The following is a 16,716-nucleotide window of genomic DNA, read 5'->3' on the forward strand; positions in this document are numbered from 1 at the left end:
ACGCTGGATTAAGGTTTTCAGACGGCCTTTTATATTTTATTTCAATAAGAATTGGGCATATGCTTGAAAAACAGCATCATTAGATACCAAAACAGTGTAGCCGCCGCCGCCCCCAGCAATACCCACGCGCTGATTTTGGCGATTTCCCGAATGGTGCGCTTTTGTTGGCGGCTGAACAGACGGTTCACAATCAATGCCGCGATGGCGCAAAAGAAAAAAAATCGCAAAAGCCTGCCTATCATTCCATATCCTCCCAAAAATATTGCCTCTAATTAGGGCAGGCCGTCTGAAGCCTCATGCACAAAACAAAAACGAAACGTTATAATACCCCTTTTGCCGCATCACTTGGAAATTACAAATGACAACAAATGCCTCAGTGGGCATTGTAACGCCCCGGAAAATTCCGTTTGACACACCGCTTGCTCTGGAAAACGGCAAAACCTTACCTCGTTTCGACCTGATGATTGAAACCTACGGCACGCTCAATGCCGACAAAAGCAATGCCGTCCTTATCTGCCACGCTTTATCAGGCAATCATCATGTTGCCGGTAAGCACAGTGCGGAGGATAAATACGCCGGTTGGTGGGACAATATGGTCGGCCCCGGCAAACCCATCGATACCGAACGCTTTTTTGTGGTCGGTTTGAACAACTTGGGCGGCTGCGACGGCAGCACCGGCCCTTTGTCCGAGAATCCTGAAACCGGCCGCGAATATGGTGCGGATTTTCCGGTTGTAACCGTCAAAGACTGGGTGAAGTCCCAAGCCATGCTTGCCGATTATCTCGGCATTCAAAAATGGGCGGCCGTTGTCGGCGGCAGCTTGGGCGGCATGCAGGCATTGCAATGGACGATTTCTTTGCCCGAACGGGTTGCCCACGCACTCGTTATCGCTTCCGCGCCTAAACTTTCCACCCAAAACATCGCGTTTAACGATGTTGCCCGTCAGGCGATTTTGACCGATCCCGATTTCCACGAAGGTAATTACCGCAGCCATCATACCGTTCCTTCACGCGGTTTGCGTATCGCGCGCATGATGGGGCACATCACCTATCTTGCCGAAGACGGTTTGGGTAAAAAATTCGGCCGTGATTTAAAATCAGACGGCTACCAGTATGGTTACGGCGTTGAATTTGAAGTGGAATCTTATCTGCGTTATCAAGGCGACAAGTTTGTCGGCCGTTTTGATGCCAATACTTATCTGTTGATGACCAAGGCGCTTGACTACTTCGACCCGGCCGCCGATTACGGCCACAACCTCACGCGCGCCGTGGAGAATGTGCAGGCCAAGTTTTTTGTTGCCAGCTTCAGTACCGACTGGCGCTTCTCGCCGCAACGTTCGCATGAATTGGTCAAGGCATTAATCGCCGCGCAAAAATCCGTGCAATACATTGAAGTCAAATCCAATCACGGCCACGATGCTTTCTTGATGGAAGACGAAGCCTATATCCGCGCGGTTACCGCTTATATGAACAACGTTTACAAGGACTGCCAACAATGAATCTGCGCGATGATTTGCAACTCATTTACGATTGGATACCCGAAGGCAGCCGCGTACTCGATTTGGGCTGCGGCGACGGCGAACTGTTGGCTGCGTTGGTGGAACATAAAAACTGCACCGGCTACGGTGTTGAAATCGATACCGACAGCGTGATTGCCGCCATGACCCGCGGCGTGAACGTCATTCAAGCCGATTTGGAAGAAGGCTTGGTGGCGTTTGGCGATCAAAGTTTTGATGTGATTGTCTTGAGCCAAACCATTCAGGCGATGCAGAATACGGAAAAAATCCTGCGCTGCCTGATGCGCGTGGCCAAACAGGCCATTGTCAGCTTCCCTAATTTCGGCTACTGGCGCAACCGTTTTCAAATCGCCGTTGGCGGCCATATGCCGGTTTCCGAGCGAATGCCGTATCATTGGTATGATACGCCCAATATCCATTGGTGTACCCTTAAAGACTTTGATTTATTGTGCGCCAAAAACAAAATCCGCGTGCTTGAGCGTGCGGTCATGACAGGAAACCGACAGGTCAAACATCTGCCGAATTTATTAGGCAGTCTGGCGTTTTATCGCGTAGGTTGATTGCGGTCATAGATAAAGGCCGTCTGAACAGGTAATCACGAAAGCATGGCTTTGCGGATACCTGTTCAGACGGCCTTTTATTCTTAAAGCCGGTTTAAGCCTGTTTCAATTTTTCCAACAAGGCCAAGCTGCCGGCATCGACCAGACGGTAGGTTTCGTCAAAGTCGCCTGTGTACCACGGATCGGGAACATGGTTGTAACCTGAATCGGGAATAAGGTCGGTCAGTTTGAAGATTTTGCCGGGGTGGAAGCCGAGCTGCTTTTCAGTTTCTCTGAGGTTGTTGTCGTCCATCACGATGATGTAGTCGAAATGTTCGGTATCGCTGGGTTTGATTTTGCTGCTGGTAAAGCCTGACGGGTCGATGCCGTGTTGTTTGAGTGCGCGGCGCGTGCCTTCGTGCATGTTTTCGCCGTCGTGCCAACCTGATGTGCCTGCGCTGGCTGTGATGACGGCATTGCCCATGCCTGCTTCGCGGGCGCGGTGGCGCAGGACGTATTCGGCCATGGGGGAGCGGCAGATGTTGCCGAGGCAGACGAAAAGGATTTTGTGGGTTTTCATGTTTATGAAAATGAGCGGTAAGGTTTGAAAATCAATGCAACACGCTGAACCGTTTTCAGACGGCCTTGCGTGTTGCATTTTCAATTTAGTTTACATTGCTGAAGAAAGGATTGTGGCCTTCCAGCTTCAACGCTTGGGCATAAGTCGGGATGTTCTCGTTTTCGCCCAGTGGGTTGTGCAGCAGGTAGAGGTGCTCGATGCGGCATTCGGCCATCAGGTCGAGGAAGTTTTGCTGCACGATGGCGATATTGTCGGTTGAGGCCAGCTCCCAAGTGAAGGTCTGCGGAACGATTTCAAACGCGCTGTCTGTCGCGTTGAAGCTGAACTGGAGCTTGCCGTCCGCCTTGGCTGCGGCAACAACGCCGACGCGCGGGCTTTGCATGCGGATGGCGCGGATGGCGTTGGTGGCAAAAACGTCCATGGCCATGCGTTGGCGGGTATGGCTGCCGTCGGTCAGTGCGTCAAGCGGTGTATTGGGCGAGAGCGGGTTGGTGAAGAGGGTAACGCCGTCGAGGGCGAGATGCTCTTGCCAGACCTGCATCAGCGGCAGGCCTGCCTGTTGCAGGTTGAGGCCCAAGGCCGTCTGAATGCTTTTATCGCCGTAGCCCAGCGCGTAAACAACATGGACGGATTGACCTTCGGGCAGCGTCAATGGTTTGTATTCGAATTTTTGCAGGAATGCGCCTGCCGCTTCATCGTTTTGCTTGGCTTGGAACCATTCGCCCGGGGTAACGCTGCTCAAATCAGTCGATTGGACGAGGTAGGGCAGCCATTGCGTGTTTTGCGTGAGGGCGCGCAGGTTGGGGTAGTTTTGCAGGCAGGCGAAGAGGGATTCGGTAGGCAGCGTGAGCGGCAGGGTTTGTTCTTTTTTGCAACCGGCAACCAAAACCACAGGCAGGGCAAACCATTGGGCTTCGTTATCGTTTTCTGCCTTCAGGACTTCGCCCACGCTTTGGATCAGGCTGGTGTAAGTGCCGACATCGGGCGCCATGGTCATCGCCAATGAAAGGTTGATGTAATGGTTTTGGCTGAGCATGGTGCGGATTTCGGTTTGCAGTTGGCCGGCCGAAAGCTTGCGTGATGCGGAGGAGGAGTTGTGCGCCAGCTGATAGGCATTGAGCAGAAGATGGTTTTTGATAGGGCTTTGCGGATAAGGGCGGGTATCGGGAAGAACAAAGGTTTTCATGGCGGTTTGAAGTGTTGTGTTGTAAGTGTGGCGATTATAGCAATTTAGTCGGTTGGTGTGCTTGTTAATACATGAAATTCAAATGGCGATAGAGGATACGCTTCATTTCTACACGGTGTATGTATCGGCATTTTCTAAGATGAGGGGGCAAATGCCTGATGTGTTATAATCCATGACCAAACATAATTCAGAAAGGAACAAAATCATGCGCTTGCTTCATACTATGTTGCGTGTCGGCAATCTCGAACGCTCTTTGGATTTCTATCAAAACGTATTGAACATGCAACTGCTGCGCCGCCGCGATTATCCTGAAGGCCGTTTTACTTTGGCTTTTGTCGGTTATGGCGATGAGGCGGATCATACTGTTTTGGAACTGACCCACAACTGGGATACCGAGTCTTACGACTTGGGCGATGCTTACGGCCACATCGCGATTGAAGTCGATGATGCTTACGCCGCGTGCGAACGTGTCAAAGAAATGGGCGGTAAAGTGGTACGCGAAGCCGGTCCGATGAAACACGGTACGACCGTGATTGCGTTTGTCGAAGATCCGGACGGCTACAAAATTGAATTTATTCAAAAGAAAAGCGGTAGCGATTCGGTACAATATTCATCTTAAGACATAAGATAATGGAAAAGGCCGTCTGAACATTCAGACGGCCTTTTGTTTGATCAGCCCAACTGTTTTTGCTTTTCGCTCAAAAGGGCATGTACGTGAAGCGCGGTAGCGTAGCGATCTTCTCCTGCTTCAATCGGATCAAGGAAATGCAGCTCGACCGTGCTGGAAGGCTGGCTGATGACCATGCAGATAGATTGCCAGAGGCTGATGTCGCCGTAGTAGGCAGTGTGCGGATTGGGGCTGCTGCCGTCCGGATTCGGATAGCGGCAGAGCGTCGGAATAATCGGTACGCCTGCATCATAGGCCGTCTGAAAAAAGCTGGGTTTGAACGGCAGGATTTCACGGCCTTCGGTACTGGTGCCTTCGGGGAAAATGGTGACGGTATCGCCATTTTTCAGTGCTTCGGTCACGCCGGCGATTTTGGCGGAATTGCCTTTGATGCCGCGGTTGCGCGAGACGTAAACCGTTTGCGCCTGTGTGGCGAGATAACCGACCACCGGCCATTTGGCTACATCGTCTTTAGCTACGAAACGGCCGGGGAATGCGCCGTTGACAGCCATAATATCCAACCATGAAATATGGTTGCTGATAAGCATTTGGCCGCGGCCCTCTTGCGGCGGCGTGCCGAAAGTTTGCAGTTTCATGCCGCAGGAAGCGAGCACGCGCAGCGACCATAATTGGATTGCGCGCAGTTTGCGTTTGCTGCTGTAAAAGGGAAACAGAAAAAACATTTCAGCCATGCCGTATAAAAGGCAGCCGGCAATACAGAGAAGGCGGAAGATAAAACGGATTTTAGCGGTCATTGTGTGTGTTTTTATAAAGATTAGGCAGGCCGTCTGAAGTTTCAGACGGCCTTTTATTATGAATCGGTTTTAGGGGCAAAACGCTGCAAGTAGCGGTCGGAAAGGTGGTTGATGTCCATCATGATCAGCACATCCGCGCAGTTGAATGCTTCATCGACGCAAGGCTCGCCGCAGAACCACGCGCCTGCTTTGAGATAGCCTTTGATCAGGGCGGGTACAGGCGGATTTTCAGACGGCGTGATGCTGTCCCATTTGAGCGGGTTGAGCGGTTTGACGCGCCATTGTTCCGGAGCAAGGTATTTGTCTTTCAAAGCATGATACAGGCCGGCCGCATCGTTGCCGCCGTCACGCATTTCGATACTGCCGCAACCAATCATAAAGCGCAGGTTTTCGTCTTTCATGAATTTGACCAAACCGGTCCACAACAGCATGACCAAGCCGCCGTTGCGGTAGTCCGGGTGGGTACAGGCGCGGCCGAGTTCGACGGTTTGCGGCAGAATGTCTTTCAAAGGCTCAAGGTCGAATTCATGCTCGCTGTACCAGCCGCCGACTTTTTTTGCGGTTTCTTCGGTAATCAGGCGGTAGCAACCGATAACTTCGCCGGTTGCATCGTCAAACGCGAGCAGATGGTGGCAATGTTCATCATAAGGATCGACATCGCGGCCGTCATCGCTTTCGATTTCCGCCCCCAGTTCTTGGGCAAAAACCTGATAGCGCAATCTTTGGGCGGCTTCGATTTCAGCTTGGGTTTCTGCAAGGCGTACGCTCAGGCCGATTTTGGGGCCCGTTTGATTGAAACGGCTGGGGGACATGATGTTTCCTATTTGAAGAAAATGGCTGATTATAGCGGATATACGGGCAGATTTATATTGATTTGCTTTGCGGCAGGGCAAATTATATCGGGTTGTTGGAAAAAGGCTTCAGGCCGTCTGAAACTGATGGTTGTTTAGAAGGATGGTCAGGAACATTTGCCAGGATGTTTGAAATTTATGACATAAATCAAAATATTTATCCGAACTATTTAATATGAGAATAAAAATATATACAATATAACTAGTTCAAAAGTATTAATTCGATTGAACGAGATATTTTTAATATTTAAAAAATGGAGAATATAAAGATGAAACTGAATGTATCGCTCAGTCCTTTGTGTTTGGCTTTAGCGCTTTTTTTCGGTACTGCGTATGCGGACGGAGGTATTGTTGCTGGAACCATGCACAAGATGGGTTCTTTGGCTGTCGGTAAGGAATCCGTATCGGGCGAAAATGCCGCTGCAGTTGGCGACAAGGCTAAAGCAGGTGGCTATAAGGCGGCTGCTTTGGGTTATGATTCTGCCGCTTCCGGTTTGAGCGCAACTGCTTTGGGTGGCGAATCCAAAGCTGAGGCATTGCGGTCGGTGGCGGTTGGCTTTCGGGCCCATGCCAAGGGAACAAATGATGTAGCAGTCGGTGGCGCAGCGGCTGCTTCTGGCGGTCAATCCGTTGCAGTCGGTCTGCTGTCCAAGGCTTCGGCTTTGCGTGCCGTTGCGGTAGGTAATGGCGCTCAGGCAAGTAATATTGATGCAGTAGCTATCGGCAGAGATAGTGAGGCGGATGCGCTCAGCGCGACGGCCTTAGGTGATCGAGCTAAAGCACGTGGAACTCAATCACTTGCGCTGGCATCGGCTGCTGAAGCAGAAGGTTATCAAGCAGTGGCGGTTGGTACGCGTGCGGTATCGAATGCCGTAAACAGTGTAGCTTTGGGTGTCGAGTCTTCCGCTACAGCCTTGAACGGTCTGGCTGTCGGCACCAGCTCCAGTGTGCGTAAAGAAGGTGGTACGGCAGTCGGCGGCGGTGCATCGGCTTTGGAAGAGAAATCTTTGGCACTCGGTTTCCAAGCCAAAGGTAAAGCCGAGAAAGGGGTGGCTCTGGGTGCGCAAAGTATTGCGGATTTGGCTGCAGGGCAGGCAGGCTATGATTTTGCGACACAGTCGGTAAGTCAATCTGAAGAAAAGGCATGGAAATCGACATTGGGCGCGGTTTCGGTTGGCAATGAAAAGGACAGCCGTCAAATTACCCATGTGGCTGCCGGTACTCAGGATACGGATGCGGTAAATGTGGCTCAGGTTAAAAGGCTTGCGGAAAGATGGCAGGCCGATAGTCAGCAAAAAGAGTCGGCGGTGGCTGCTCAAATCAATCAGATACGAGCTGAAACACGCGTAGAAATGAAAAAACTGGAAGACCGTGCGGATGCCGGCTCTGCCGCTGCGATTGCGGTGGGTAATCTGGGACAAGCTTACCAGCCGGGACAGGGTGCGGTATCCATTGGCAGCGGCGTTTGGCGCGGAAAGGCCGGTTTTGCTGTCGGAGTCTCGAAAGTATCCGCCAGCGGCAAATGGCTGGTGAAAGGTTCGGCTGTCGGCGCATCTAAGGGTGGTGCAGGCGGTGGAGCCAGCGTAACCTATCTGTGGTAGAAAATTTCAGATGGCCTTGAATGTTGAGGCCGTCTGAATTTGGCATGCGAAGCGGTAGAAGCGTAAAATCAACGTTTTTGCCGCTTTTTTATCATGGAAACCTCTTTCCTGCTTGCCGGAAAAATTACCGAGCTGACGCTGATTGTTTTGATGGGCGTGGCCTTGGTGAAGGCCGGGCTGTTGAAATCGGAAAACAGCTACACGCTCTCGGTCATTGCGCTTTACCTGATCAGCCCGTCCGTCATGATTCACGCTTTTCAGATGGACAATACGCCGCAGATTATCGAAGGGTTGAAGCTTTCCGTCATGCTGGCGGTGTTTTTCCATGTGGTGTTGATTGTTTTGGGCAGATTGTTTAAACACTTGTTCAAACTCGATGCGCTCGAACACGCGGCTACGGTGTACAGTAATTCGGGCAACCTGATTATCCCTTTGGTGATGTCGGTCTTTGGTGCGGAATGGGTGATTTACACCAGCGGTTTTATCATGGTGCAGACATTTTTGTTTTGGACACATCTGCGCCTGTTGATTTGCGGCCGCGGCAATGTGGCTTGGAAAACCATTTTTACCAATATCAACATTTTATCCATGTTGGTCGGGCTGCTGATGTTTGCCTTTCAAATCAAGCTGCCGCACATTGTCGATAATACTTTGGCGACGGTGGGCAGTATGATTGGCCCGGTTGCCATGTTGGTGGCGGGCATGCTGCTGGCCTCTTTGCCGTTGCGTTCGATTGTGTGGACATCGAGGCTTTATCTCGTTGCTTTTTTAAGGCTGATTTTGATTCCGGTATTATTGCTTTTCGCCGTCAAAGCCTGCGGTTTTGCCCATCATGATGCGCATGCGGATACGGTTGTGTTAATCAGCTTTTTGGCAACGACTTCGCCTGCCGCTTCGACAGTTACCCAAATGGCGGTTGTTTACGGCAAAAATGCCCAAAAAGCCAGTGCGATTTATGGGTTGACGACCTTGCTTTGCGTGGTAACCATGCCGGTAATGATTGCCTTATATCGTTGGATTATTTAAGAAAAGGGCAGGCCGTCTGAAACTTTGACTTTATGTTTCAGATGGCCTGTTTGGTATTTTAATTTTGAAAATAACTTTTATTATCAATTAATTAAGCAATTAAAAAAACTATACAAAGCCGTTTGCAGCGTGTATCCTTATGTCTAACATTCATCCAATATCAATCTTTAAAGGAACACAGCCATGACCGACTTTACCGTTTGGGAAACCGCACCTTTCAATTCCACCATTGACCATATTTTGCAGCGTTACCACAATGTCCACCGCGCCCAGTTTGAAGAGTTGGTTCCGCTGGCGCAAAAAGTGGCGCAGGTTCATGCTGATACTTTCCCTGCCGAAGTTCCTGATTTGTTGGCCTATATGCAAAACGAGCTGTTGATGCACATGATGAAAGAGGAGCGAATGTTGTTCCCGATGATTAATCAGGGCGTGGGCCGTGGTGCGGCAATGCCCATCAGCGTGATGATGCACGAGCATGAAGAACACGACCAAGCCATCGCGCGTTTGGAAGAATTGACCAACAATTTTGAGCTTCCCGAAGGCGCTTGCGGCAGCTGGACCCGTTTGTATACTTTGGCCAAAGAGATGGTGGATGATTTGAAAGACCATATCCATTTGGAAAATGAGATTTTGTTCCACCGCGTTTTGGCTTCTTAAAATTTGAGGTTAATCAAGGCCGTCTGAATGTTCAGACGGCCTGTTGTTTAATCCCTTGCTAATTTAGTGCAATGGTTCTAAAATTTTAACAAAGAAACAAAATTAGGCAGTAAAGGCACACATCCGTTCTTTTGTTTACTTGAGAAGGAGTTTATGAATGAAACATTCTAAAGTTTTACTATCGGGTATTCTGTTTGTTGCTCTGACTGCGTGCGCCCAAACGACGGACGGCAACTGGAGCGCCTTGCAGGATACGAAAACAGGCGTGCAGTCGCGGCCTTATTATGAATTTGGCAATGTGGTTCAGAAGATTTCTTTTAAGAAAACCGGCAATCCGGAAAATGGTCTGAAAAAGCCTGTCTTGACGGTGTATCGCCAGGGCAAGCTGTTGGGCGAAGCATATAATTTGGAAGCCTCTCATGGCAGCCCCTTGTTGCCAACCCTGTTTCTGGTAAACGGCAAGTCATTAAATATCAATGACGGCAACGATAGAAAACTGTTGGCTTCCGCTAAGAGAATCGATTTTTACGATTTCGGCCACGGCCGTATCGGCCACGCAGTCTTTACCGCGCCTAACGGCATCTGTCAGGATATGAAACACGGCAAAGGCGTTTCCTACAAGCTGGTTACCAACTATGTTAATTTTCCGGATTATCCTTCGCCTGAAAATATCTTGATTATCACTGCGCAAGGCAAATATGAGCAAGACGGGTTTGTATTGGATGCCACTGAGTCAAGAGTGACCAGTGCCAATGAAGAGTTCGCCAAAAAATATGGCGAAGCCCTGAAATCCAAGAATGGCCCTGAGACCAGGCATGTGAATATGGCCAATGCAGCCAGCGCGGAAAAAGGCAGACTGTTGGCTGATTATATCTGTCAGTAATCATATTAAAGGCCGTCTGAAATTCAGACGGCCTTTTTAAATCATGAATGCATCTCTTGTTCAAACGACAGCAGAATCTGTTTTACTTCATCCGCTTCTTTGACGGCGCGGATGCGGTCGAACAATATCTGCGCCTGTTCAAACTCTTTTTTCATCATGCCCAGCCATTGTTTCAAACGGGCAACCGGATATTTGTTGTTGGCTTCTTTGGCAAGGCATAAGTCGAAGAATTGGACTATCCATGAGGAGACTTCGGCAAAGTCGGTGTCTTTCACTGTTTCGCCATTTTCATATTGCTTGATTTGCCGCGCCAAGTCGGGACGGATAACCGCGCCTCGACCCAGCATCACGCTGTTGCAGCCGCTGACGGTTTTAATGTCGAGATAGTCTTGAAGGCTGAATACATCGCCGTTGGCAGTAACGGGAATACTGACTGCATCGCGGATTTTGCGCACCCATTCCCAATGTGCCGGCGGTTCGTAGCCTTCGACTTTGGTGCGCGCATGGACGGTTAACGCGCATGCGCCGCCGTTTTCAATCGCGGAGGCGCATTCCAATGCCAGACTTTTGTCTTCATAACCGAGCCGCATCTTGGCAGTCAGCGGAATGTGTTGCGGCAGGCGTTGGCGCAGGGTGTGGACGATGTGGTAAATCAAGTCGGGCTCTTTAAGCAAGACCGCGCCGCCTTTGTGTTTGTTGACAGTCGGCGCGGGGCAGCCGAAGTTGAGGTCGATTTTGTCCGCACCGAAACGCACGGCTTCCAAAGCATTGACGGCCATGTTTTCCGCATCGCTGCCCAAAAGCTGGACAGTGCAGGGCGTGCCGGCCGGCGTGCGGTTGGCATGGGCGATTTCGGGAACATATTTAAGCCAAGTGGCGCGTGAGTGGACCGTGTGCGTAATGCGGACAAATTCGCTGACGCATTCGTCAAATCCGCCAATACGCGTTAACAGGTCGCGCATCACATCATCCACCAGCCCCTGCATGGGGGCAAGAATAAGCTGCATGGGTCAGGCCGTCTGAAAAAAGGAGGACATATTGTAGCGGTATATCGGTTAAAATACAGCTTCCTTTTTCAGACGGCCTTTTTATGATGCACACAATTCCGGCAACCGCCGCCATGTTGGTAAAAAATTCAGAACGTTATCTTTCAGAAGTTTTGAGTGCGCTGAAAGACTTTGACGAAATCCTGCTGTTGGACAACGGCTCGACCGACCGTACTTTTGAAATTGCCAAGGGCTTTCCCAATGTCAGCTATTACAAGCATGACTTTATCGGATTTGGCCCGATGAAAAATCTGGCGGCCAGACTGGCGCAAAACGATTGGATTTTCAGCATAGACAGCGATGAAGTGGCGGATGAGGCTTTAATCGAATCCATTCGTGCGGCCGTTTTGGAAAATGAGAAGGAGCATATTTTTTCGCTTTCCCGTCTGAACCATTATCACGGCAGACTGATTAAGGGCTGCGGCTGGTATCCGGATATTATTCCGCGCCTTTATCATCGCAGATTTACCCGTTTTTCCGACCGTCAGGTGCATGAGTCTTTGGTGTTGCCGCAGGAGGCCAAGGTTAAACAACTTGATGGTCGTCTGAAACATTATTCTTTTGAAAACGCCGAAGGGCTGATTCAGAAAATGCAGCAGTACAGCTCGCTGTATGCGGAAGAAAACCGCTTCAAGAAAGACAGTTCGCCGTTTAAGGCTTTGTTGCATGGCGGCGTATCGTTTGTGAAAAATTACCTGCTCAAGCGCGGTTTTGCTTATGGTGCGGACGGCCTGACGATTTCAGTTTCCAACGCACAAGGTTCGTATTACAAATATGTCAAACTCTACGAGCGCAACCGCACGATAACCGTCTCCCTCATCATCACCACTTACAATCGCCCCGATGCTTTGGAGCTGGTGTTGAAATCGGCTTTATCGCAAACCCGTCTGCCGGATGAGATTATTGTCGCAGATGACGGCTCAAGGCAGGAAACCACCGAAGTGGTTGATTTTATCCGCCGTAGGACAAGCATTCCGATCAAACATTCATGGCAGCCGGATAGAGGCTTTCGTGCCGCCGAATCGCGCAACCGTGCGCTGGCGCAGGCGAAAAGCGATTATATTGTGTTGATTGACGGCGATATGGTTTTGGATCCGTCTTTTATCGCCGATCATTTAAAGATTGCCCGCAAAGGACGTCTGATACAGGGTTCCCGCGTGATTTTGACTAAGGATAAAACGCAGGATATTTTAGACGAAGGCGATTTGCCTGCCTTGTCTATGTTCAGCTCGGGAATAGAAAAACGGCTGTCCGCCCTGCGCTGCCGTTGTTTGGCCAAATTGGCAGGCCGAAAAGGCAACCGCAAGCACAAAGGCATCAAAACCTGCAATATGGGCTTTTTCCGCAGCGATGCGCTTGCTGTCAATGGGTTTGACAATAGCTTTGTCGGTTGGGGCAGGGAAGACAGCGAATTTGTCGCCCGTTGCTATCATAACGGTATGAAACGCCATAATTTGAAATTTGCCGGCATTGCGTACCACCTCTGGCACAATGAGGCAGAACGCGATTCATTGCCGCAAAACGATGCCTTGTTGGAGGCAACGTTGTCGGAACGCAAAATCCGCTGTGTCCATGGCGTATCGGATTTTGTAAAAGATGAAGAAGTAGCCGGAAAATAGCCTTATCATCTTTTTAAATCATAGAGGCCGTCTGAAAATCTTCAGACGGCCTTTTTTGTGTTTTTAAAAACCTAGCGGTTAAATGAGAATATTATTTATTTGATATAGATCAGTATGTATAATTAGGTAAAGTATGGTTATGGAAGAGGGTTTACTCTATAATCCAACCGTTTGTAATTTTATTTCGGCTAAGGCCGGATTTTGGGAGTTGTGATGTCAACTATGTTTTTTATCCAGTTTGCCATTGTGCTGCTGTGTATCCTGATTGGTGCGCAGGTTGGCGGTATTGGTTTGGGCGTGCTCGGCGGTATCGGCTTGGCCGTATTGTCTTTTGGTTTCCATCTTCAGCCGACCAGCCCGCCGATTGATGTGATGCTGATGATTATGGCGGTAGTGTCTGCCGCGGCGGCCATGCAGGCCAGCGGCGGTTTGGACTATATGATTAAGATTGCCACGCGCGTGTTGCACCGCAATCCGAAATACATCACCTTTATCGCACCGGCGGTAACTTACACCTTTACCGTCTTGGCAGGTACGGGCCATGTGGCTTACTCGGTCTTGCCCGTGATTGCCGAAGTCAGCCGTCGCAATGGCATCCGTCCTTCCCGTCCGCTAACGATGGCGGTTATCGCTTCCCAATTTGCGATTGTCGCCAGCCCGATTGCCGCCGCCGTTGTTGCCTGTGTCACCATGCTTGAGCCGCAACACATCACGATGGCAGACGTGTTGAAAGTAACCGTTCCGTCCACGATTTTGGGTATCGGTTTGGCTTGCGTGTTCGTAAACAAACTGGGCAAAGAATTGAAAGACGATCCGCATTATCAGGCTTTGCTGAAAGACCCGAACTATGTGAAAGAATACATCGATGTGGAGGAACAACAAACCGATGTCACTATTTCGCCGAAAGCCAAATTGTCGGTCGGTATTTTCTTGACTGCGGCATTGCTGGTGGTCGTGATGGGGGCGCTACCTGAGTTGCGTCCGGCTTTTGAACACGATGGCGCGATTAAGCCTATGGGCATGGCGCATACGATTGAAATCGTGATGTTGTCTGCTTCTGCGCTGATTATTTTGGCGTGTAAACCCAATGGCGATGCGATTACCCGAGGTTCGGTATTCCATGCCGGTATGCGTGCCGTGATTGCGGTGTTTGGCGTGGCTTGGTTAGGCGATACCTTGATGAACGGCCACTTAACAGAAGTGGAGTCGACCGTCAGCCATTTGGTTGAGTCTGCACCGTGGACCTTTGCCTTTGCCCTGTTTATCTTGTCGGTATTGGTCAACAGCCAAGGCGCGACAGTGGCGACGCTGTTCCCAATCGCCATCAAACTGGGTATTCCTGCGCCCATCATTATCGGTACATTCGTTGCGGTAAACGGCTATTTCTTCATTCCAAACTACGGTCCGATTATTGCCGCTATCGACTTCGATACAACCGGCTCGACCAAAATCGGCAAATTCATCTTCAACCACAGCTTCATGATACCGGGCTTGTTGAGCATGGTATTTAGTTTGGCTTTCGGTTTGTTGTTGGTTCAACTGTATTATTGATGGATTGAAAAATAAAGGCCGTCTGAAATTAAATTTCAGACGGCCTTTTTGATATTGTTATCCGAGAGCTTAATTGCAGTATTTATTGACGTCGTTTTGGTATTGCTTAATCAGGCTGTCGCGATTGGCCAAGCGTGCGCTTTCGGCGACTTGGCGGTTGATTTTGGCGATTTTGCAGTTTTCCAGCTTGTTTTGGCGGTTTTGCTCTTCGATTTTTTTATTGCGCTCTTCGATTTGTTTGTTTTGTTCCGCAACCTGCTCATTAGGCTGCTCGGCAACCGGCTCAGATGCTGCAACAGCAGGCGCAACGGCAGGTTTGACGTTGTGCGTGCGGATGTTGACCACGCCGGAACGCTTCGGTTGCAGGCGGTTTGGCGTATCGGAATAGCTGTTGCCCGATGTGCCTTTCCAAGTGTAAACCTCGGCCGCGCCGGTCAGGGCGGCGGAAGAGAGAAGGGCTGCTGTCAGACAGGTTTTGAGTACGGAAGATTTCATGGGTTTCCCTTATGTAAATGATGTTCTCATGCGGCTTATTTTACTTGAAACTGCAATGCGTTGGCATATTTTTGTACGCCAAATCAAATCATGTAAAAAAATAACGTTAAAACGTGTATTGCCAATGTTAGCATCAAGCCGGTGTGATATAATGCCGTGCATCTTGCACAAACTGAAAGACCGAGCATCATGCGTATTGTAGAAAAAGCCTATACTTTCGACGACGTTTTGTTGGTTCCAGCGCACTCAAACGTGCTGCCTCGAGATGTCAAACTTCAAACCAAACTCACCCGCGATATCACGCTCAACCTCCCTCTACTTTCTGCTGCAATGGATACCGTTACTGAAGCGCGTCTGGCCATCTCTATGGCTCAAGAAGGCGGCATCGGCATTATCCATAAAAACATGACGCCGGAGTTGCAAGCGCGTGCCGTTTCCAAAGTGAAGCGCCATGAGAGCGGCGTGGTGAAAGATCCCGTTACCGTTGCGCCGACCGCATTGATCCGCGACGTATTGGAAATGCGCGCACAACGTAAACGCAAAATGTCCGGTCTGCCTGTTGTTGAAAACGGCAAAGTGGTCGGTATCGTGACCAACCGCGACCTGCGTTTTGAAAACCGTGTCGATCTGCCGGTTTCTGCCATCATGACCCCCCGCGACCGTTTGGTTACCGTTCCTGAAGGTACCAGCATCGACGAAGCACGCGAAATCATGCATGCGCACAAAGTAGAGCGCGTTTTGGTATTGAACGACCAAGATGAACTCAAAGGTCTGATTACCGTTAAAGATATTCTGAAAACAACCGAATTCCCTAATGCCAGCAAAGATGCCGAAGGCCGTCTGCGCGTTGGTGCAGCGGTGGGTACCGGCGGCGATACCGAAGAGCGCGTCAAAGCATTGGTAGAAGCAGGCGTGGACGTGATTGTAGTCGATACTGCCCACGGTCATAGCCAAGGCGTTATCGATCGCGTGCGCTGGGTAAAAGAAACTTATCCGCACATCCAAGTCATTGGCGGCAACATCGCGACTGCCCAAGCCGCTTTGGATTTGGTGGCCGCAGGTGCGGATGCCGTTAAAGTCGGTATCGGCCCGGGCTCTATTTGTACGACCCGTATCGTGGCAGGCGTGGGCGTGCCTCAGCTGACTGCGATTCACAATGTTTCCGAAGCCCTGAAAGGTACAGGCGTTCCCCTGATTGCCGATGGCGGTATCCGCTTCTCCGGCGATATTGCCAAAGCTCTGGCAGCAGGTGCATACAGCGTCATGCTAGGCGGTATGTTTGCCGGTACGGAAGAAGCACCGGGCGAAATCGAACTCTACCAAGGCCGCTCTTACAAGTCTTACCGCGGCATGGGTTCATTGGGTGCGATGAGCCAAGGCTCTGCCGACCGCTACTTCCAAGACAAAACCGACAGCACAGACAAATATGTTCCTGAAGGCATTGAAGGCCGCGTTCCTTATAAAGGCCCGATTGTGAACATCATCCACCAACTGACCGGCGGTCTGCGCTCCAGCATGGGTTACTTGGGTTGCGCCAATATTGCTGAAATGCACGAGAAAGCAGAATTTGTGGAAATCACTTCTGCCGGTATGAGCGAATCCCACGTTCACGACGTACAAATTACTAAAGAAGCGCCTAACTACCATCGTTAAACCACTATAAAAAGGTCGTCTGAAAATATTTCAGACGGCCTTTCTGTTTTTATAAAGTTTTAAAAATGAAGAGAATATTGCTTGCTGACGT

General features: G+C 50.1%; 17 protein-coding genes. 10 read left to right on the forward strand and 7 right to left on the reverse strand.

From position 1 onward, the window contains the following. Positions 1-41 precede the first annotated feature (41 nt). Positions 42-242, reverse strand: coding sequence for a protein MIGRI (locus tag HMPREF2675_RS02190; protein ID WP_070813918.1), 201 nt, complete (start codon positions 240-242; stop codon positions 42-44). Positions 243-358: 116 nt separating this feature from the next. On the opposite strand from HMPREF2675_RS02190, the gene HMPREF2675_RS02195 reads away from it, so the two are divergent. Further along, complete coding sequence (locus HMPREF2675_RS02195) at positions 359-1,498, forward strand: homoserine O-succinyltransferase MetX (protein ID WP_070813919.1); 1,140 nt, start codon at positions 359-361, stop codon at positions 1,496-1,498. Then, a complete protein-coding gene (metW, locus tag HMPREF2675_RS02200; protein WP_070813920.1) occupies positions 1,495-2,076 on the forward strand; it encodes a methionine biosynthesis protein MetW in 582 nt (193 codons plus the stop codon). The genes HMPREF2675_RS02195 and metW overlap by 4 nt, the downstream gene beginning before the upstream one ends. A 94-nt stretch (positions 2,077-2,170) precedes the next feature. Here the strand turns inward: metW and HMPREF2675_RS02205 are convergent, their stop codons facing one another. Both HMPREF2675_RS02205 and HMPREF2675_RS02210 read right to left on the reverse strand, forming a co-directional pair. Continuing rightward, on the reverse strand, positions 2,171-2,635 hold the full coding sequence (locus HMPREF2675_RS02205) for a low molecular weight protein-tyrosine-phosphatase (RefSeq protein ID WP_070814081.1): 465 nt from the start codon (positions 2,633-2,635) through the stop codon (positions 2,171-2,173). A gap of 85 nt (positions 2,636-2,720) precedes the next feature. Next, positions 2,721-3,821 carry a conjugal transfer protein gene (locus tag HMPREF2675_RS02210; protein ID WP_070813921.1) on the reverse strand — a complete coding sequence of 367 codons (1,101 nt, stop codon included), beginning with the start codon at positions 3,819-3,821 and terminating at the stop codon, positions 2,721-2,723. A 205-nt stretch (positions 3,822-4,026) separates the two neighbouring features. Here HMPREF2675_RS02210 and gloA point away from each other — a divergent pair, with 205 nt between their 5' ends. After that, entirely contained in the window at positions 4,027-4,440 is a 414-nt protein-coding gene (gloA, locus tag HMPREF2675_RS02215) for a lactoylglutathione lyase (protein WP_003685011.1), read from the forward strand. 53 nt (positions 4,441-4,493) lie between these two features. On the opposite strand, the gene HMPREF2675_RS02220 is transcribed toward gloA, so the two are convergent. Both HMPREF2675_RS02220 and HMPREF2675_RS02225 read right to left on the reverse strand, forming a co-directional pair. Continuing rightward, positions 4,494-5,243, reverse strand: a complete 750-nt coding sequence (locus tag HMPREF2675_RS02220) for a lysophospholipid acyltransferase family protein (RefSeq protein ID WP_070813922.1) — start codon at positions 5,241-5,243, stop codon at positions 4,494-4,496. Between the two features lie 56 nt (positions 5,244-5,299). Next, positions 5,300-6,055, reverse strand: a complete 756-nt coding sequence (locus HMPREF2675_RS02225; protein WP_070625413.1) for a GNAT family N-acetyltransferase — start codon at positions 6,053-6,055, stop codon at positions 5,300-5,302. Between the two features lie 308 nt (positions 6,056-6,363). Here HMPREF2675_RS02225 and HMPREF2675_RS02230 point away from each other — a divergent pair, with 308 nt between their 5' ends. The 4 genes from HMPREF2675_RS02230 (at position 6,364) to HMPREF2675_RS02245 (ending at position 10,261) form a co-directional block, all read left to right on the forward strand. Continuing rightward, positions 6,364-7,695 carry a YadA-like family protein gene (locus HMPREF2675_RS02230; RefSeq protein WP_070813923.1) on the forward strand — a complete coding sequence of 444 codons (1,332 nt, stop codon included), beginning with the start codon at positions 6,364-6,366 and terminating at the stop codon, positions 7,693-7,695. Between the two features lie 93 nt (positions 7,696-7,788). Further along, positions 7,789-8,721: an AEC family transporter gene (locus HMPREF2675_RS02235; RefSeq protein ID WP_070813924.1), complete on the forward strand. Its 933-nt coding sequence runs from the start codon at positions 7,789-7,791 to the stop codon at positions 8,719-8,721. A gap of 183 nt (positions 8,722-8,904) precedes the next feature. Further along, the gene (gene dnrN / locus HMPREF2675_RS02240) at positions 8,905-9,378 is read left to right on the forward strand and encodes an iron-sulfur cluster repair protein DnrN (protein WP_004519850.1); all 474 of its coding nucleotides are present in this window, start codon (positions 8,905-8,907) and stop codon (positions 9,376-9,378) included. Positions 9,379-9,535: 157 nt separating this feature from the next. After that, positions 9,536-10,261 carry a DUF8095 domain-containing protein gene (locus HMPREF2675_RS02245; RefSeq protein ID WP_070813925.1) on the forward strand — a complete coding sequence of 242 codons (726 nt, stop codon included), beginning with the start codon at positions 9,536-9,538 and terminating at the stop codon, positions 10,259-10,261. A gap of 41 nt (positions 10,262-10,302) precedes the next feature. Here HMPREF2675_RS02245 and HMPREF2675_RS02250 read toward each other — a convergent pair whose 3' ends face one another. Next, positions 10,303-11,268 (reverse strand): tRNA dihydrouridine synthase, encoded by a 966-nt coding sequence (locus HMPREF2675_RS02250; protein WP_070813926.1) that lies wholly within the window; start codon positions 11,266-11,268, stop codon positions 10,303-10,305. 83 nt (positions 11,269-11,351) lie between these two features. On the opposite strand from HMPREF2675_RS02250, the gene HMPREF2675_RS02255 reads away from it, so the two are divergent. Together HMPREF2675_RS02255 and HMPREF2675_RS02260 are read left to right on the forward strand one after the other, a co-directional pair. Then, positions 11,352-12,926, forward strand: a complete 1,575-nt coding sequence (locus tag HMPREF2675_RS02255) for a glycosyltransferase family 2 protein (protein WP_070813927.1) — start codon at positions 11,352-11,354, stop codon at positions 12,924-12,926. 222 nt (positions 12,927-13,148) lie between these two features. Continuing rightward, positions 13,149-14,477, forward strand: a complete 1,329-nt coding sequence (locus tag HMPREF2675_RS02260) for an anaerobic C4-dicarboxylate transporter family protein (RefSeq protein ID WP_070813928.1) — start codon at positions 13,149-13,151, stop codon at positions 14,475-14,477. A gap of 69 nt (positions 14,478-14,546) precedes the next feature. Here the strand turns inward: HMPREF2675_RS02260 and HMPREF2675_RS02265 are convergent, their stop codons facing one another. Then, positions 14,547-14,972 carry a DUF4124 domain-containing protein gene (locus HMPREF2675_RS02265; protein WP_049333378.1) on the reverse strand — a complete coding sequence of 142 codons (426 nt, stop codon included), beginning with the start codon at positions 14,970-14,972 and terminating at the stop codon, positions 14,547-14,549. A gap of 189 nt (positions 14,973-15,161) precedes the next feature. On the opposite strand from HMPREF2675_RS02265, the gene guaB reads away from it, so the two are divergent. Further along, positions 15,162-16,625, forward strand: coding sequence for an IMP dehydrogenase (guaB, locus tag HMPREF2675_RS02270; RefSeq protein WP_036490563.1), 1,464 nt, complete (start codon positions 15,162-15,164; stop codon positions 16,623-16,625). The last annotated feature ends 91 nt before the right edge of the window (positions 16,626-16,716 follow it).

This window comes from Neisseria sp. HMSC061H08 (assembly GCF_001836795.1).
In the GTDB taxonomy this organism is placed as follows: Bacteria; Pseudomonadota; Gammaproteobacteria; order Burkholderiales; family Neisseriaceae; genus Neisseria; species Neisseria subflava_A.

Excerpts from the sequence above, each read along its gene's own strand:
- HMPREF2675_RS02220 (WP_070813922.1), bottom strand. The coding sequence starts at position 5,243 with ATGACCGCTAAAATCCGTTTTATCTTCCGCCTTCTCTGTATTGCCGGC.
- HMPREF2675_RS02250 (WP_070813926.1), bottom strand. The coding sequence starts at position 11,268 with ATGCAGCTTATTCTTGCCCCCATGCAGGGGCTGGTGGATGATGTGATG.
- HMPREF2675_RS02235 (WP_070813924.1), top strand. The coding sequence starts at position 7,789 with ATGGAAACCTCTTTCCTGCTTGCCGGAAAAATTACCGAGCTGACGCTG.
- HMPREF2675_RS02265 (WP_049333378.1), bottom strand. The coding sequence starts at position 14,972 with ATGAAATCTTCCGTACTCAAAACCTGTCTGACAGCAGCCCTTCTCTCT.
- HMPREF2675_RS02195 (WP_070813919.1), top strand. The coding sequence starts at position 359 with ATGACAACAAATGCCTCAGTGGGCATTGTAACGCCCCGGAAAATTCCG.
- HMPREF2675_RS02205 (WP_070814081.1), bottom strand. The coding sequence starts at position 2,635 with ATGAAAACCCACAAAATCCTTTTCGTCTGCCTCGGCAACATCTGCCGC.
- HMPREF2675_RS02210 (WP_070813921.1), bottom strand. The coding sequence starts at position 3,821 with ATGAAAACCTTTGTTCTTCCCGATACCCGCCCTTATCCGCAAAGCCCT.
- HMPREF2675_RS02260 (WP_070813928.1), top strand. The coding sequence starts at position 13,149 with ATGTTTTTTATCCAGTTTGCCATTGTGCTGCTGTGTATCCTGATTGGT.
- guaB (WP_036490563.1), top strand. The coding sequence starts at position 15,162 with ATGCGTATTGTAGAAAAAGCCTATACTTTCGACGACGTTTTGTTGGTT.
- HMPREF2675_RS02255 (WP_070813927.1), top strand. The coding sequence starts at position 11,352 with ATGATGCACACAATTCCGGCAACCGCCGCCATGTTGGTAAAAAATTCA.
- dnrN (WP_004519850.1), top strand. The coding sequence starts at position 8,905 with ATGACCGACTTTACCGTTTGGGAAACCGCACCTTTCAATTCCACCATT.
- HMPREF2675_RS02230 (WP_070813923.1), top strand. The coding sequence starts at position 6,364 with ATGAAACTGAATGTATCGCTCAGTCCTTTGTGTTTGGCTTTAGCGCTT.
- HMPREF2675_RS02245 (WP_070813925.1), top strand. The coding sequence starts at position 9,536 with ATGAAACATTCTAAAGTTTTACTATCGGGTATTCTGTTTGTTGCTCTG.
- metW (WP_070813920.1), top strand. The coding sequence starts at position 1,495 with ATGAATCTGCGCGATGATTTGCAACTCATTTACGATTGGATACCCGAA.
- gloA (WP_003685011.1), top strand. The coding sequence starts at position 4,027 with ATGCGCTTGCTTCATACTATGTTGCGTGTCGGCAATCTCGAACGCTCT.
- HMPREF2675_RS02190 (WP_070813918.1), bottom strand. The coding sequence starts at position 242 with ATGATAGGCAGGCTTTTGCGATTTTTTTTCTTTTGCGCCATCGCGGCA.
- HMPREF2675_RS02225 (WP_070625413.1), bottom strand. The coding sequence starts at position 6,055 with ATGTCCCCCAGCCGTTTCAATCAAACGGGCCCCAAAATCGGCCTGAGC.